At 71.1% G+C, this 13,724-nt stretch carries 19 protein-coding genes; 10 read left to right on the forward strand and 9 right to left on the reverse strand.

Annotated elements, in window-relative coordinates; translation table 11 throughout:
* Positions 1-47: 47 nt before the first annotated feature.
* From HUS23_08270 to HUS23_08295, 6 genes are all read right to left on the reverse strand, one after another.
* Positions 48-776: a hypothetical protein gene (locus HUS23_08270; protein ID QKT03813.1), complete on the reverse strand. Its 729-nt coding sequence runs from the start codon at positions 774-776 to the stop codon at positions 48-50.
* Positions 773-1,489 (reverse strand): alpha/beta hydrolase, encoded by a 717-nt coding sequence (locus tag HUS23_08275; protein QKT05016.1) that lies wholly within the window; start codon positions 1,487-1,489, stop codon positions 773-775. The genes HUS23_08270 and HUS23_08275 overlap by 4 nt, the downstream gene beginning before the upstream one ends.
* 337 nt (positions 1,490-1,826) lie before the next feature.
* Entirely contained in the window at positions 1,827-2,027 is a 201-nt protein-coding gene (locus HUS23_08280) for an acetyltransferase (GenBank protein QKT03814.1), read from the reverse strand.
* A 58-nt stretch (positions 2,028-2,085) separates the two neighbouring features.
* Positions 2,086-2,784: a thioredoxin family protein gene (locus HUS23_08285; protein ID QKT03815.1), complete on the reverse strand. Its 699-nt coding sequence runs from the start codon at positions 2,782-2,784 to the stop codon at positions 2,086-2,088.
* Positions 2,785-2,797: 13 nt separating this feature from the next.
* Positions 2,798-3,250: a glycine cleavage system protein H gene (locus tag HUS23_08290; protein QKT03816.1), complete on the reverse strand. Its 453-nt coding sequence runs from the start codon at positions 3,248-3,250 to the stop codon at positions 2,798-2,800.
* Between the two features lies 1 nt (position 3,251).
* On the reverse strand, positions 3,252-3,650 hold the full coding sequence (locus tag HUS23_08295) for a hypothetical protein (protein ID QKT03817.1): 399 nt from the start codon (positions 3,648-3,650) through the stop codon (positions 3,252-3,254).
* A 111-nt stretch (positions 3,651-3,761) separates the two neighbouring features.
* Between HUS23_08295 and HUS23_08300 the strand changes: the two genes are divergently transcribed.
* The gene (locus HUS23_08300) at positions 3,762-4,640 is read left to right on the forward strand and encodes a hemerythrin domain-containing protein (GenBank protein QKT03818.1); all 879 of its coding nucleotides are present in this window, start codon (positions 3,762-3,764) and stop codon (positions 4,638-4,640) included.
* A 39-nt stretch (positions 4,641-4,679) separates the two neighbouring features.
* Here HUS23_08300 and HUS23_08305 read toward each other — a convergent pair whose 3' ends face one another.
* Positions 4,680-5,180, reverse strand: coding sequence for a peptidoglycan-binding protein (locus HUS23_08305; GenBank protein QKT03819.1), 501 nt, complete (start codon positions 5,178-5,180; stop codon positions 4,680-4,682).
* 245 nt (positions 5,181-5,425) lie between these two features.
* Here HUS23_08305 and HUS23_08310 point away from each other — a divergent pair, with 245 nt between their 5' ends.
* Together HUS23_08310 and HUS23_08315 are read left to right on the forward strand one after the other, a co-directional pair.
* The gene (locus tag HUS23_08310) at positions 5,426-5,632 is read left to right on the forward strand and encodes a DUF2061 domain-containing protein (protein ID QKT03820.1); all 207 of its coding nucleotides are present in this window, start codon (positions 5,426-5,428) and stop codon (positions 5,630-5,632) included.
* A 25-nt stretch (positions 5,633-5,657) separates the two neighbouring features.
* The gene (locus HUS23_08315) at positions 5,658-5,861 is read left to right on the forward strand and encodes a DUF4250 domain-containing protein (GenBank protein ID QKT03821.1); all 204 of its coding nucleotides are present in this window, start codon (positions 5,658-5,660) and stop codon (positions 5,859-5,861) included.
* Positions 5,862-5,895: 34 nt separating this feature from the next.
* Here the strand turns inward: HUS23_08315 and HUS23_08320 are convergent, their stop codons facing one another.
* Positions 5,896-6,747: a hypothetical protein gene (locus HUS23_08320; GenBank protein ID QKT03822.1), complete on the reverse strand. Its 852-nt coding sequence runs from the start codon at positions 6,745-6,747 to the stop codon at positions 5,896-5,898.
* 189 nt (positions 6,748-6,936) lie between these two features.
* On the reverse strand, positions 6,937-7,524 hold the full coding sequence (locus HUS23_08325) for a peptidoglycan-binding protein (GenBank protein ID QKT03823.1): 588 nt from the start codon (positions 7,522-7,524) through the stop codon (positions 6,937-6,939).
* A 702-nt stretch (positions 7,525-8,226) separates the two neighbouring features.
* Between HUS23_08325 and HUS23_08330 the strand changes: the two genes are divergently transcribed.
* The 7 genes from HUS23_08330 to HUS23_08360 are packed head-to-tail and all read left to right on the forward strand — an operon-like array spanning position 8,227 to position 13,707.
* Positions 8,227-8,787 carry a Na+/H+ antiporter subunit E gene (locus tag HUS23_08330; GenBank protein ID QKT03824.1) on the forward strand — a complete coding sequence of 187 codons (561 nt, stop codon included), beginning with the start codon at positions 8,227-8,229 and terminating at the stop codon, positions 8,785-8,787.
* Positions 8,784-9,077, forward strand: coding sequence for a multiple resistance and pH regulation protein F (locus HUS23_08335; protein QKT03825.1), 294 nt, complete (start codon positions 8,784-8,786; stop codon positions 9,075-9,077). Before HUS23_08330 ends, HUS23_08335 begins: the two co-directional genes overlap by 4 nt.
* Positions 9,061-9,360 carry a monovalent cation/H(+) antiporter subunit G gene (locus HUS23_08340; GenBank protein ID QKT03826.1) on the forward strand — a complete coding sequence of 100 codons (300 nt, stop codon included), beginning with the start codon at positions 9,061-9,063 and terminating at the stop codon, positions 9,358-9,360. The genes HUS23_08335 and HUS23_08340 overlap by 17 nt, the downstream gene beginning before the upstream one ends.
* Before the next feature lie 6 nt (positions 9,361-9,366).
* Positions 9,367-10,290, forward strand: a complete 924-nt coding sequence (locus tag HUS23_08345) for a DUF4040 domain-containing protein (protein QKT03827.1) — start codon at positions 9,367-9,369, stop codon at positions 10,288-10,290.
* Complete coding sequence (locus HUS23_08350) at positions 10,281-10,559, forward strand: NADH-quinone oxidoreductase subunit K (protein ID QKT03828.1); 279 nt, start codon at positions 10,281-10,283, stop codon at positions 10,557-10,559. The genes HUS23_08345 and HUS23_08350 overlap by 10 nt, the downstream gene beginning before the upstream one ends.
* Entirely contained in the window at positions 10,556-12,052 is a 1,497-nt protein-coding gene (locus HUS23_08355; protein ID QKT03829.1) for an NADH/ubiquinone/plastoquinone (complex I), read from the forward strand. The genes HUS23_08350 and HUS23_08355 overlap by 4 nt, the downstream gene beginning before the upstream one ends.
* A complete protein-coding gene (locus tag HUS23_08360; protein QKT03830.1) occupies positions 12,049-13,707 on the forward strand; it encodes a hypothetical protein in 1,659 nt (552 codons plus the stop codon). Before HUS23_08355 ends, HUS23_08360 begins: the two co-directional genes overlap by 4 nt.
* Positions 13,708-13,724 lie beyond the last annotated feature (17 nt).

Genomic DNA, 13,724 nt, shown 5'->3' on the forward strand with positions numbered 1-13,724 from the left:
GCCGATCACCGCGTTCGGCCTCAACGCGACGAGTTTCTACTTCCTCTTCACCGGCTTGTTGTTTTAGTCGGCGATGTGGGCCGGGCGCTGGCGAGCAGCAGCGCCAACACCGCCACCCAGAGCGCCGCCAGCCAGTGTGCGAGCAGCAGCGCCACCGCCCCCGCGAGCAGCGCTACCGCCACCACGTAGCGCCAGGCCGCACTCCAGCGCGTTGCCCGGCGCATGTCGCCGCGCCGGGCCAGCAGCGCGCGCAATAGACGCCCGCCGTCCAGCGGATAGCCGGCCAGCAGATAGAACACCATCAGTGCGCCGTGGCCGAGCATCAGCACGAACGCCACGCCGATCGCGGGCAGCGGGGGGGTGGTGCCGAAGCCGCGCGAGAACAGCACGAAGCACAGGATCGCGAGCAGCGCGGTCACCAGCAGGTGCAGCACCGCCAACAGCGCCTCCGTGCGCGGCCGCGTGGCGGCGGCGGGCGTGTCGAACGCCGGGCCGAACAGGTACAGGGTGAGCACGCCCTCGGTGTGCAACGCGCGCGCCGCGAGCAGCAGCGCCGCGCCGCGGATCACGGTGCCGACTACGAGGCCAAGAGTGGCGACGAGGGCCATGCCCCAGTAGACGCCGGCGCCGAGCTCCGGCGCCAGCGGCGGCAGGACCCACTGGGCCAGAGTCCAGACCAGCGGTGCGAGCAGTACCAGCGAGACGAGGTCGATACGCACGGGGGCCCCCATCGTGCGCGTAACCGTCGGGCGCAGGTCGGTCAGGCGGCGCATCACGTCGGCCCGTCCTCGAACAGGAACGGACGGCTGACCTCCACCAACTCCGGGGCCGCGGTGTACACCAGGGTATGCGCGACGTCCGGGATGACGTTCAGGCGACCGCGCGGCAGCCGGCGCGTCACCTCTTCGGCCCAAGCTTGGCTGCAGATCGGATCCTCGCTGCCGCGCACCACCAGGCTGGGCGCCTGCACCTGCGGGAGCTTGTCCTCCACGGCGTCGTCCAGCGAGACCTGAAAGGTGCGCAACGCGCGCACCAGGCCGGTCTTGGCATAGTCCGCGTCGGCAATCTCCTCCATGCTGGGCGGGTTGTAAGGCGAGTTTTGGCGCCAGCGCACGAACTGCCAGAACCAGCTGCGTTCCTCGGGCGGGGTGGTCGGCCCCTGCAGCACGGTGCGGGCGACGCGTTCGGGATAACGCGCGGCGAAATCGACGATGATCTGGCAGCCGAAGGAGTTGCCGAGCAGGCTGGCGCGCGGCAGGTCCACGGCCGCCATCCAGGCGTGCAAGGCGTCGGCCAGCGCCGGTACGTCCAGTACCCGTCCCGGTTTGTCGCTGTCGCCGAAGCCGGGCAGGTCGGGGACGTACACCGGGTGCGTCTCGGCCAGCAGTTCGGCGGTGGGCATCATGTAGGTGCCGGACAGGGCCATGCCATGCACCAGCACCACCGGCGTGCGGTTCCCCGGCGCGTGGTCCGCCACGCGCGCGTGCATGCGTTGCCCGTCGACCTCCGTCCAGACGCGGCGAAAGGCGGACTCGTCCGGCGGCGATACGCGGGCGGGGGCCTGCGCCGCGACGGCCCGCGCGAGCACCGTGCCGGCGGTGAGCGCGAGCGCGCCGGCTGCCGCGCCGAGCAGGCGCCGACGCTGTGGGGAAGCGAGCGCGCCGTGGCGCGGCCGCGTGGATGAAGGCGGCGAATGGCGGCGGTCGTCCATGAGTGTCCTTCGAGACGGGCGCGCCCGCGGATGCGCGCGAGTAAAAACGTTACCCGTCGAAAGCTTAGCAAATGGGTGGTGCCCGCCCGGCGCCGGCGCCCGCCGGCGCGGGCCCTCAGCGCGGCGGTGGCGAGGATGCCGTGAGGTCGCTCAGCAGGGCGTCGAGGTCGAGGGTCTGGATCGCGCCGAGGGCCGCCTCCCAGGCGCCCTCGCCGCACAGCCCGCTGATGGACGCCTGCTCGTGCGCCTCGCGTGCCGCGTGCAGGCAGGCCGTGCGCACCGCCTCCGCGATGAGGTGGGGATCTGTGTGGCTCATGGGGCCCTCCCGCTCGCTTGCGCCGTGTGTCAGCTAAACGAACCGCGCCCGGCCGGGTTCAGGGCGCGGGGTCCGCCGCCTGCGTGCCCGGCGAGGGCCGCACCAGCAGCGGCCAAACCCGCAGCAGGAACAGCGCGAGCCCGCTCAGGGCCAGTGCGCCGCCGAGGAACACCGCGCCGTGCACGCTTACCAGCCAGCCGAACACCATGGTCAGCATACCCAGGTGAATCAGTCCCTGCGGCATCCAGGCCCATAGCAGCCCGCCGGCAATGGGGTGTCCCGTGAAGCGCGGCAGCATGTGCTCGCCGAGCCCCATGATGAGCAGGGTCAGAAAGCCGAGATTGAACAGATGCAGCGGGGCCGGGCGCGCCGGGCCGTCGGGGAGCAGCGTGCCGCTGAGGGGCAGCGCGAGCCCGGCCACCAGCAGATAGCCGACCGCCGCCAACACCGCCGCGCGACTCGAGGCCGACAGGCCCAGGCCCACGTGGCGCGGCCCGCGGTTGGCGCGCGCCGGGGCCTCGGCCACCAACTCGGTGGCCGCCGGCAGGTCGAGCACGCCGATGTGGCGCAGGGCGCCGTCGACCACCACCGCGGGGATGGAGCGCACCCGCAGCCGCGAGGCCAACGCGCGGCCCTCGGGCTGCGCCATGTCGACCACCGCGAACTGGATGTCCTTGGCCTCGGCCACCTGGCGCCAGATGCGCTCGGCCTGATGGCAGGAGGCGCACCATTCGGAAACCAGCAGTTCCACTTTCATCGCCGCTTCGCTCCTATTGCGCGCAGCGCATGCAGTGGATGTCGTACTGCTCGATCCAGCGCTTGAGGGCCTCGATGGCCTCGGGGCCGGTGTGCAGCTTGTCCAGCGCGCGTTCGGGGTCGTCGGGCCGCATCACCACCACCCAGGCGTCGGTGTAGGGGGCCACGTTGACCAAGCCCGGGTCCTGCTCGACCGCCGGATTGACGCGCTCGATGGTGCCGTCGAAGGGGGCCGGAATGCCGCCGGCCCATTTGCCCGACTCCAGCCGCGCCACCGGCTTGCCCGCGGCGCGGTGGGTACCGGCCGCGCGCGGGCGAAAATACTGCACGCGCCCCGCCATGGTCTGCGCGGGATCGGTGATGCCGATGGCGTAGGTGCCGTCGCCCTCGGGGCGCACCCACACGTAGTCGAGGTCGAAGAACAGGTCGTCGGGCAGTTCGCAGCCGCGGTACTCCTGCGCGCTCATGTCAGGCCCCCTTCGGTCCGTAATGACGTACCGTGAGCGCGATGTTGGCCGCGAACAAGCCCATCGCGCCCCACACCAGCACGCCGCCCACGATCACCGTGGGGTTGTGCCACAGCATCCAGCCCGCGACCATGAGCCACAAGCCGAGGTTGGCCGCGTAGAGTTGGATGTTGGCCAGCCGCTCGGAGTAGAGCGGCCGCCCCGAGAAACGCGGCAGCACGTGCAGGCCCACGCCGTAGATCATCATCATGATGAAACCGAGCAGCATCACGTGCCCGTGGATGCGCGGCACGTTGCCCGGTATGAGCAGCGGGTCGGCCACCCAGGTCAGTCCCAACAGGCCGCCGAGCAGGCTGTAGACGAGGGCCGCTAAAATGAACATTCGATTTCGAGGATGCATGGGTCTTCGTCCGGCGAGCTTGACCGGCAGTGTGCACCAAGCCGGCGTCGCTTGTCTTGACCGACATCAACGGCCGCGCATCCGAGGCGCGACGTTGGCCTGGAGGCCCCGATGAAATTGTCACGCACCCCCGCCCCCGGCTTCGCCGACCCCGTGGGTATGCTGCGCGCCTGCCACGAGCGCATGCGCGCGCGCTTGGCGACCCTGGAGCGCTTGCCCGCGCACCTCGTGCGTCATGGCGTGGATCGCGCCGCGCAGGAGGCGGCGCAGGCGGTGGTGGCCTATTTCGAACGGGCGGCCCCGCGCCACCACGCCGACGAAGAGGACGATCTGTTCCCCGCCTTGCGCGCCTGCGCCGGGCGTCCCGGATGGTTGCCCTCGCTGGCGGGGCAATTGGAGGCACTGGCCGCCGAGCACGAAGTCTTGGAGCAAGGGTGGGAGACGCTGCGCCTGGACTTACACGCCTTGGCCGCGGGCTGTGCCGCGGCGCTGGAGGCGCCGACCGTGACCGCGTGGCTCGCGGCCTACCGCCGGCACATGGAGCGCGAGGAGACCGAGATCCTGCCGCGCGTCGCCGCGCTGCTGAGCGCGTCGGAACTGGCGCGCATCGGGGCGGCGATGGAGGCGCGGCGCCTGCCGGAGCCGGCGCAACCCGCACTGCCGCCGGGCGTAGCGGCTCGTCATGTCACCGCGCCTTACACCGAGACCGATCTGCCCCAGGCCCTGCGGTTGGGTCATGTCACGGAGGCCGGTGTTTGGGTATGCATCACGGTGGAGCAGGGGCGGGTGCGGTACCGACTGCGTAGCGGGACACGGCCCGAATGGATGCTGGCGGCGGGCGACGCGGGCCCCGTGCCCCCCGGCCACCCCTATGTGGTCGAACCGTTGGGGCGGGCGCGCTTTCGCCTGACGTTCTACTGCGCCGCGAACGGCGGCTGCGACGCGGCGCTGAACCGCGCACTGACCACCCTCGCGCCCTCGGAGGCATGAAAAGGGGGCGGACGCCGCGGCGTCCGCCCCCAGCCGTAGTTACTGTGCGAAGGGTCCGCCGCCGACACCCGGTTCGCCGGGTTGGCGGGCCGGTTCGGCCGGCGGTTCCTCGACGGCTGCGAATTCGCCCGCTTCTTGTTCCAGACCCAGGGCGCGCAGCGTCTGTTCGTCAATCTGCGCGTCCGCCTGCAGGCCCTCGGCTTCCTTGAAGCGCTGCAGCGCCTGTTCGGTGCGCGGCCCCTTGATGCCGTCCACCGGTCCGGCCTCGTGCCCCCGCTCGTTGAGCGCCTGCTGCACAGCACGAATCATCTCGCGATCCTGCGCCTGCTCGGTCACCGCGGTCCGCTCGCGCGCCGTTTCGGTCTGTTGCTGCGCCGGCCCGGCCTGTTGTTGCGGTTGCTGTTGCGCGCCGGGGCCGGCCTCAAAAGGTGTCCCGCGCACGCCGGGCCCCTGGCCCTGTCGCTCCGCGAGCGCCGTGCCGAACCCCAGGGATCCGGCTGCGAGTAGGACGACCAGCCATGCTTTGTTGTTGCGTTTCATCGGTCCACCTCCTTGTGGTTCTCAACCCGTGAAACGTCGCCGTGCCGTCGGCGGCGCCCGCCGTGACAGGCGCTCCGATCGCCGTGGCGTGCTTAACTGCTTCTTCTCACAGCGTAGCAGGGGGCGTAAACGGCGCAACTGTATTCAATAGGATCGACCAATCTTTCTGATCAATATAATTCATTTAAACTAATAAACGCCGCGGCGTAGGCTCAAACCGAGAGCAACGTGAGGAGGTGAGAGCCATGGCCAAGACACTTAGTTTTACCGCTATGCACATGAGCATCGCGTTCGGCGTCGCCTACGCGCTGACGGGGGACGTGTGGGTGGGGGGCGCCGTGGCGCTGGTGGAACCGCTGGTCAACGCCGTGGGCTACCATGTGCACGAGAAGCTTTGGAGCCGCCGCGGGAGGCGCGCCCGCGCACACGCGCACCCGCCTGTGGCGGCCTGAATCGGCACCGCGCCGGGGAGGGCGTATGAGCCTCACGAACTACCAGGCCATGGACCCGAATATGCTGTACAGCCTGGTGAACACGAAGCTGCGCAACGAGTACCGCGACCTCGACGAACTGGTGTCGGCGATGGAACTCGACCGCGCGGTGTTGGAGCGGCGGCTGGCGGCGGCGGGTTTCTATTACTGGCCCGAGCTGAACCAATTCCGCGGACAAGCGCCGCAGTAGCGCCGGGGCGGCAACGCCCGCCCCAGCCGGGACCTCAGCGGCCGAACAAGCCGCGCACCCCGTCCCGCACGCCCTCGCGGACTCCCTCGGAGACGCCGCGCCGCGTTTCGCTGCGCGCCTCGTCGGCGGCCTCGCGGCCGATGTCGCGCGCCTCTTCGGTCGCCCAGTGCCCACCCTCCGGCGCGCTCGGCGGTTGGGCCGCGGGGGCGCGGGCGCCGGGCATCGCCATCGGTTCGGCGGGCAGCGTGAAGTGGCGGTCAGGAATGCGGTCGCGGTTCAGGCTGGTCAGGCGCCACTGGGCGCCGTAGCGCAGCACCGCCTTGTCGGCCAGTTCCGGCACGTCGCCCGGTCCTTTGTCCAGCCCCTGCTCGCCCGCCATGGCGCCGAGCACCTCCGTGATGCGCACCAGGCCGCGGTAGGCGGCACGCGCGTCGGCGTGATCGGAAAGCACGATCTCTTCCTCGGCGGCCCATTGGCCGGTCCGGGCATCGCGCTCGGCGTAGGTGTACACCTGGCCCGGGATGCCGGCCACCGTCTCGCGGCGCCCGGTGTCGCGCAGGCGCACCTCGGTGTCGACGCCGGCGCCGTCGCGCTTACCGCCGCCCCCCGCGGCGCCCACCCAAGCGGCCATGTCGTCCATCGCCACGACATGCCATCGCGAGCCCTCGCGGCCCACCATGTAAGCCTTGCCTTCTCGAATCACGAAAAACGCATCGTCGCCGGCACGCATACGGACATGGTCATCGTCGCGGTACTCGATGGTGACTTCGCCTTCGGGCGTGGCGAACACCGCGGTGGCATCCGCCCAGGCGGCGGGGGCGGCGACCGTGGCGGCCAGAAGGGCCGCCGCGGCGGCGGAAAGGGGGCGGGAGAGCGGGACTGACATAGCAACCTCCATAGGCAGGTGACGCGGCATTCTTGTTCGACGTCGCCGGCCCCAGGCGCGGCGCGTGCCGCGGGAAGCAGGCCGGTGCCCCAGCGTAACGGAAACGGCCGACGCACCCAAGCCCTTGCCTCCACGCAAAAAAAACGGGGAGCCGCAGCTCCCCGTCTGTCGCGCACGGCGCGGTGCTCTTTACAAACCGCCGCCCATGCCGGTGTCGCCACCGCCTTCCATGCCGCCCGTGTCGCCCTCGGGCTGCACGCCGACGTCACCTTCTCCTTCGGGCGCGCCCATGCCGTTCTCGGGCTGGGCGCCGATGCCGGCCTCTTCCTCGGCCGCAGCGAACTCAGCGGCCTCGTCCTCCAGGCCGAGCGCGCGCAGGGTGTCCTCGTCGATCTCGCCGCTGGCCTGCAGGCCCTCGTTCTCCTGGAACTCCTGCAGCGCCTGCGAGGTTTCCGGGCCCTGGATGCCGTCCACGGACACATCCTTGCCCTGCTCGTTGAGGGCCTCCTGCACGGAACGGACGATGTCCTCGCTCGCGCCGGCGGTGTGGTCCTCCTGCCCCATCATGCCGTCCTGAGCGCCCATACCTTCATCGCCCATCATCCCCGGCTCCTGAGCCCCCATGTCCTGGCCGCCCATCATGCCCGGCTCAGTGGTCTGGTCCTGCGCCCCGGGATAGTCCGCGGAGCCGCCGCCCATCGTCTGGTCGGCCATGACGGGGGCCGCGGCCAGCGTGCCCGCGGCGGAAACGGCAATTAGCCAAGTCTTCAGTTTCATAGCCACTACTCCCTGTGGGTCGTCACTCGATGCTCGCCATAGCGTCTGCCGGCGAGCGTGAACTCGGAGAAAAGGTTAGCAGTGGGGGGTGGCCCCGCAAGTGTCGGCGCGCGGCGACGCACTCACCGTTTTCGTCTGCGGTGGCACGCAAGCCTTTGTGGCGGAATCAGAATTTGCGTCAGTGCCGGCATCCCCGAACGCCAGGCGAGGGCTCGCGACCGCGTTGCGAGCTTGCAAAATGGGATGGAATCGTGATTTGAGGGGCTGGAGATGCGTGTTTTACGTCCGGAGTGAACATTCGACGACAGGTCATCGCTGCTCATCGCGCGGTAGCGGGGCAAGGTATGACGGTGCAGGTGCAGCCGCCGGCGATCTGGTGCGGACGGGTTCCGGCGCCACCTTCTGAAGCCACATTCCATTAGAAGCCGGCGCCGCATTTAGAAGGGCGCGTCTCCGAGCTCGTCCATCAGGCAACGCACGAGAAGCGCGCGCGGGCAGCATCACGCCGAAGTAAGGAATGACGCGGCGGTTGCAGATACCGCCCTCCGTTTCGCGAGTCCAGCGGGTGCCACCCCGTTCAGTTCACAGCCACATCTCACTCTTGTGCCCGTGTTCCGCTTAACGCGCCCCATCGCCGGCGCGATCTCAGCCGACGTACCGGCCGGGCCGGGCGCGGGCGGCGGATCGAGCCGGCCGCGAAACTTGAGCCATACTGGGCGGAAGCGTTTAACGACTATGTCCGACCAAGACCCAATCCGAGTCACTAGCTTCCTGGGCGGCCAACGGCGCGGCGCCGGCCTCACCGCGCGGCTGGTGTTGTTCGCCTTTCTGTGGTGGGTGCTGAGCGGGGGCAAGCCGGAATCCTGGTTATGGGGCCTGCCCCTGGTGCTGGCCGCCGCCCTCGTCAATCCGGGCTTACCGCGTGCGGCGCCCTGGCGCTGGCGGGTGCGCGGCTTGCTGCGCTTTCTGCCGATGTTCGCCCTGTTCTCACTGCGCAGCGGCGCCGACGTCGGTTGGCGCGCGCTATACCCGCGGCGTGCGTTGCGGCCCGCACTGGTCTGTTACCTGTGGCGCGTGCCGGCGGGCCCCGCCCGCCTGTTTCTGGCCAACGCCATCAACCTGGTGCCGGGGACGCTGAGCGCGCGCATCGAAGCCCGCGCGCTCACGGTGCACGTCCTCCACGACCCCGAGCGCGCGCTGGAGCATCTGGACGCCCTGGAGCGGCGCGTCGCGGAGTTGTTCGGCGTGCAGGTGCGGCCATGAGCGGGATCTATGCGGGCGCGGTGGTGTTCCTGCTGGTGAACATCGTGGTCGGCCTGTTGCGGGTGCTGCGCGGGCCCACGGCCGCGGATCGCATGCTGGCGGCGGACCTGTTCGCCACCGCCGCGGTGGCCATCATGCTGCTGTTGTCGGTGGTTGCGGCGGAGCCGGCGCTGGTGGACGTGGCGCTGGTGTTCGCGCTGGTGTCGGTGCTGGCGGCGGTCACGTTCGTGAGCCGTCTATGGTCCGAGCAAGAGCGCGAGAAGGAGCGGGACGATGGCCCTGCTGCATAACCTCGGGACGCTGCTGGTTCTGGCCGGCATCGGGTTCTTCTTCGCCGGCACCGTCGGGCTGCTGCGCTTTCCCGACGTCTACACCCGGCTGCACGCCTTGAGCAAGGCCGACAACCTGGGTCTGGGTCTGGTGTGCGCCGGCCTCGCCCTGCAGGCCGAAAGCCTCGCGCTGGGGCTGAAGTTCGTGCTCATCTGGGTGCTGGTGTTGCTGGCGGGCGCCACCGCCACCAGCCTCATCGCCCGTACGGCACTCGCGCGCGGCGTGCGCCCCTGGGGCGTGTGAGCCGACGTGCTGGCGCTGGCGTTCGACGGCGTACTCGCCCTGGGTCTGTTGGCCGTCGCGTGGCAGGCGCTGCACAGCGCCGACCTGTTTCGCGCGGTGATCAGCTTCATGGTCTTCGGCGTGCTGATGGCGGTGGCGTGGGTGCGGCTGCAGGCGCCCGACATCGCGCTGGCGGAGGCCGCGATCAGCGCCGGGATCACCGGTGCGCTGCTGCTGTCGGCGCTCGGTCGCCTGCCGAGCGGTGGGCCGCGTCCCCCGCTGCGTGTCGGATGGCAGGAGGTGCTGGTGTGGGGCCCGCTCGGCGCGCTGTTCGTGCTCGCGCTCGGGATCACGGCGGTGCGCTTGCCGGCGCCCGGCCTCGGCCATGAAGTGCACGAGGCCTTGGCGCGCGCGGGCGCCGAGAATCCCGTGACCGCGGTGCTGATGAACATCCGCGCCTTGGACACCTTGCTGGAGGTGACCATCCTGCTGCTCGCGGTGGTGGTGGGTTGGTCGTTCCGCTCCTCGGTCTCCGCCGCCGCGGCACGCGTCCCGTCCCCGGCCCTGCCCGCCCTCGCGCGCCTGGTGTTTCCGGTGTTCCTGCTCGCCGCGGGCTACCTGTTGTGGGCCGGCACCCACGCGCCGGGCGGCGCCTTCCCCGCCGGCGCCGTGATCGCCGCCGGCGGGGTGTTGCTGCTGCTCGCGGGGGCCGCACCGGCGCTCGAGAACGGGCCGCCCCTGCGCTGGGCGCTCGCTTCCGGCGTCCTCGCCTTCCTGCTGGTCGCGCTGGGTGTGATGCTCGCCGGCCAAAGCTTTTTCAGCTATCCGCCCGCGCACGCGCGCGGCCTGATCGCGGCGCTGGAAGTGGCCATCAGCCTCGCCATCGGCTTCATGTTGATCGCCTTGTACGTGGGCGGTGAACCCGCGCTGCGGCGCAGGCGGTGGTCGTGATCTATGCGTTCCTCGCGGCGGCCTTGTTCGGCTTGGGCTTGCACGGCCTGGTGGCGAACCGTCATCTGCTGCGCAAGATCCTCGCCCTGAACGTGATGACCAGCGCGGTGTTCCTGATGCTGGTCGTTGTCGCCCACGCCGCGCCGGTGGTCGATCCGGTGCCCCACGCGATGGTGCTCACCGGTATCGTGGTGACCGTGAGCACGACCGCGGCGGCGCTGGCGCTGCTGGTGCGCCTGCACAGCGGACACCGCGGCGCCGCCGAATGAGCGGCGCGGCATGGTGGCACGGCGGCGAGCCGTGGCTGGTGCTCCTGCTGGTGATTCCGCTCGCCGGCGCCCTGCTGTGCTTCGCCCATGCGAACTGGGCGCGGGCGGTGGCGCTCGGCGCGGCCACGCTCACGGCCGTTGCCGCGGTGTTCTTGAGCGCGGCCGTGGCGCGCACGGGAAGCGTCGCCTACGCCGTCGGCGCATGGCCCGCGCCGCTCGGCATCCAGTGGCACGTAGACCCCCTCGGGGTGTGGATGCTCCTGTTGTCGGCGGCGGTGGGCTGGGCCGGCGTGGTGTACGCGCTGGGCTACTACTCGCCGCGCGGCGAGCATACCGCGGGCAGCCGTCAGGCGCGTTTCTTCTGGCCGCTGTGGCTGTTCCTGTGGGCCTCGCTCAATGCGATGTTCATGTCGGCGGACTTGTTCAACCTCTACCTCGCGCTGGAGCTGACCGGCCTGGCGGCCGTGGGACTAACCGCGCTGCCGGGGGTGGACCAGGCCCTGCGCGCGGCCATGCGCTATTTCCTCGCGAGCCTGCTCGGGTCGCTGGCGTATCTGCTCGGCGTGGCGCTGTTGTATGGGCGTTATGGCGTGCTGGACATCGGTCTGCTGGGCGAGCGCTTCGTGCTCGACTGGCCGGGAGTGCTCGCGGCCGCACTGATCACCCTGGCGCTGCTGCTCAAGTCGGCCATCTTCCCGTTGCACTTCTGGCTGCCCGCCGCGCACGGCCGCGCGCCCACGCCGGTGAGTGCGGTGCTCTCGGCGGTGGTGGTGGCGGCCACCTTCTACCTGCTGGTGCGCTTGTGGTTCGGCCCCTTGGACGCGCTGTTGCGGACGCCGGCGGCCAACTTGCTGGGCGCACTGGGCGCGGTGGCCATCGTGTGGGGGGCTATGCAGGCCCTGCGCCAGCGCCGCCTCAAGATGCTGATCGCCTACTCGACGGTCTCCCAGCTCGGCTACGGCATGCTGCTGTTTCCGCTCGCCGCGGCCGGTGCCGAGGCCGGGCTGGCCTGGTCCGGCGCCTTGCTGGTGGTGTTCGCCCATGGTTTGGCGAAGGCGGGGCTGTTCTTCGCCGCGGGCTGCATCGCGCTGCACTACGGCCACGACCGCATTGAGCGCCTGCTCGGCATGTGGGGCTCGGTGGCGTGGGCGTGGCTCGCCTTCGCGCTCGCCTCCGCGAGCCTGGTGGGGCTGCCGCCGAGCGGCGGATTCGCCGGCAAGTGGCTCATGCTGCAGGCGGCGATCGCCACCGAGGCGTGGCTGTGGGCGGGCGTCATCGTGGCGGGCACGCTGCTGACCGCGCTGTACCTGTTCCGCATCCTGGAGCGCGCCCTGCGGCCCGGCCCGCGGGTGCGGGAGGTGCGCCCGCTGCCGGCGCCTATGCTGGCGCTGGCGGTGATCCCCGCCGCCGGCGCCTTCCTGTTGGGGCTGTTCATGGCCCCCCTCGGCGACCTGCTCACGCTGGACGCGCCCTACGGGAGCGGCGGCCCGTGACGGAGCACGCCTGGGCGCTCCTGCTCGCCGTGGCCGCGCCCTGGGTCGCGTTGCTGCTGCTCGCGGGCCGTCGCACGCGTGGCTATCTCCCGCGCTGGGGCGCCTTGGCGGCCGTGCCCGCACTGGGCGTCGCGCTGTGGTTGCCGGATGGCGCGTTCACGCTCGGGCACCCGCTGTACGCGGCACGTTTCGGGATCGACCCGCTGGGACGTGCGTTCCTGCTGCTCGCCGCGCTGGTGTGGGCGGCGGCCGCGTTGTTCGCGCGCGGATGGCTGCCGCCCGGCGCGCGGCCCGCGCGCTTCATGGGTTTCTTTGTGCTGTGCATGGGCGCCAACTTCGGCCTGGCGCTGGCGCAAGACCTGCTCACCTTCTATGTGTTCTTCGCGTTGATGAGCTTCGCCGCGTACGGCTTGATCGTGCACGACGGCCGGCGCGCCTCGCGGCAGGCGGGGCGCATGTACGTGCTGATGATGGTGCTGGGCGAAGCGTGCCTGTTCACGGCGGTTGCGCTGGTTGCCTTGCGTGGCCCGGCGCTGGCCTTCTCCGGCCTGGACGTGGCGGCGGCGGGCCCGGTCGCGCTGCTGTTGTTCGTGCTGGGCTTCGGGATCAAATTCGGTCTGTTCGGCGCGCACCGTTGGCTGGCGCTGGCGCATCCGGCCGCGCCGGTGCCGGCCAGTGCGGTGCTGAGCGGCACCATGATCAAGGCGGGCCTGCTCGGTTGGCTGCGCGTGGCGGATGCGGCTCCTGCGTTGGAAACGGTCGGCTGGGTGCTGGTGGCGGTGGGTTTCGCGGGCGCCTTCTATGCCGCGCTGGTCGGTGCGCTGCGCGAGGACCCCAAGGCGCTGCTGGCGTACTCCAGCATCAGTCAGATGGGCCTCATCACGGCATTGAGCGGCGTGGCGCTGGCGGTGCCCGAGGCGCGTGCGGTGGCGCTGGCGGCGGCCGCGCTGTTCGCGCTGCACCACGCCCTCGCCAAGGGCGCCTTGTTCCTCAGCGTGGGTCATGCCGTGGCGGTCGCGGGCGGCGGCCGCATGCTGCTGGGGCTCGGCGTCCTGTTCTTGGCGTTGGCTCTCGCGGGCGCGCCCGGCACCGGCGGCGCGCTCGTTAAAGTGGCGGCCACCGAGGTACTGGACCGCGCGCCGCATCCGCAGTTGCTCGGCGGGGCGTTCAGCTTGGCCTCGGCGGCCACGGCGCTGCTCATGACGCGCTTCCTGATCGTGTTGCGCGCGTATCGCGCCCCGAATCCTGCGCGCGAGGCGCGCGCGCTGTGGTGGGGCTGGGGCGTATTGGTCGTCGCGGCCGCGGCGGTGCCGTGGTGGTGGGCGCCCGAGGCGCAGTGGCGGGCGCAGGCATGGCGGCCGGCGGAGCTGTGGGGCGCCGCTTGGCCGGTGCTGCTGGGCGCCGCGGGCGCCCCGCTCGCGGCGCGGATGGCGCGGATGGCGCGCGGCGGCTGGCGTCCGCTGCGCGCCATTGCCGCACTCGCGCGGGCTGCGAGCCGCGGCCTGGCGACGCGCTTCGCATCGGCCGCTCGGCGCGTGCTGCGTGTCGAGCCGCTGCTGCACGAGTGGCGCCTGGTCGGCAAGCTGCTGGCAGCCATCGGCGCAACACTGCTCGTGCTCCTGTGGTGGGGCGCGAACGGTTACCATGGGACATGATTCGAGTGGCGGGAGGG

It is taken from the genome of Ectothiorhodospiraceae bacterium 2226, from assembly GCA_013348725.1.
Lineage (GTDB): Bacteria > Pseudomonadota > Gammaproteobacteria.

Coding starts and splice junctions, on each gene's coding strand:
- HUS23_08325 (QKT03823.1), bottom strand. CDS start 7,524: ATGAAACTGAAGACTTGGCTAATTGCCGTTTCCGCCGCGGGCACGCTG.
- HUS23_08285 (QKT03815.1), bottom strand. CDS start 2,784: ATGAAAGTGGAACTGCTGGTTTCCGAATGGTGCGCCTCCTGCCATCAG.
- HUS23_08275 (QKT05016.1), bottom strand. CDS start 1,489: ATGCACGCGCGCGTGGCGGACCACGCGCCGGGGAACCGCACGCCGGTG.
- HUS23_08305 (QKT03819.1), bottom strand. CDS start 5,180: ATGAAACGCAACAACAAAGCATGGCTGGTCGTCCTACTCGCAGCCGGA.
- HUS23_08335 (QKT03825.1), top strand. CDS start 8,784: ATGAGCGGGATCTATGCGGGCGCGGTGGTGTTCCTGCTGGTGAACATC.
- HUS23_08315 (QKT03821.1), top strand. CDS start 5,658: ATGAGCCTCACGAACTACCAGGCCATGGACCCGAATATGCTGTACAGC.
- HUS23_08290 (QKT03816.1), bottom strand. CDS start 3,250: ATGAGCGCGCAGGAGTACCGCGGCTGCGAACTGCCCGACGACCTGTTC.
- HUS23_08320 (QKT03822.1), bottom strand. CDS start 6,747: ATGTCAGTCCCGCTCTCCCGCCCCCTTTCCGCCGCCGCGGCGGCCCTT.
- HUS23_08280 (QKT03814.1), bottom strand. CDS start 2,027: ATGAGCCACACAGATCCCCACCTCATCGCGGAGGCGGTGCGCACGGCC.
- HUS23_08295 (QKT03817.1), bottom strand. CDS start 3,650: ATGCATCCTCGAAATCGAATGTTCATTTTAGCGGCCCTCGTCTACAGC.
- HUS23_08310 (QKT03820.1), top strand. CDS start 5,426: ATGGCCAAGACACTTAGTTTTACCGCTATGCACATGAGCATCGCGTTC.
- HUS23_08355 (QKT03829.1), top strand. CDS start 10,556: ATGAGCGGCGCGGCATGGTGGCACGGCGGCGAGCCGTGGCTGGTGCTC.
- HUS23_08340 (QKT03826.1), top strand. CDS start 9,061: ATGGCCCTGCTGCATAACCTCGGGACGCTGCTGGTTCTGGCCGGCATC.
- HUS23_08300 (QKT03818.1), top strand. CDS start 3,762: ATGAAATTGTCACGCACCCCCGCCCCCGGCTTCGCCGACCCCGTGGGT.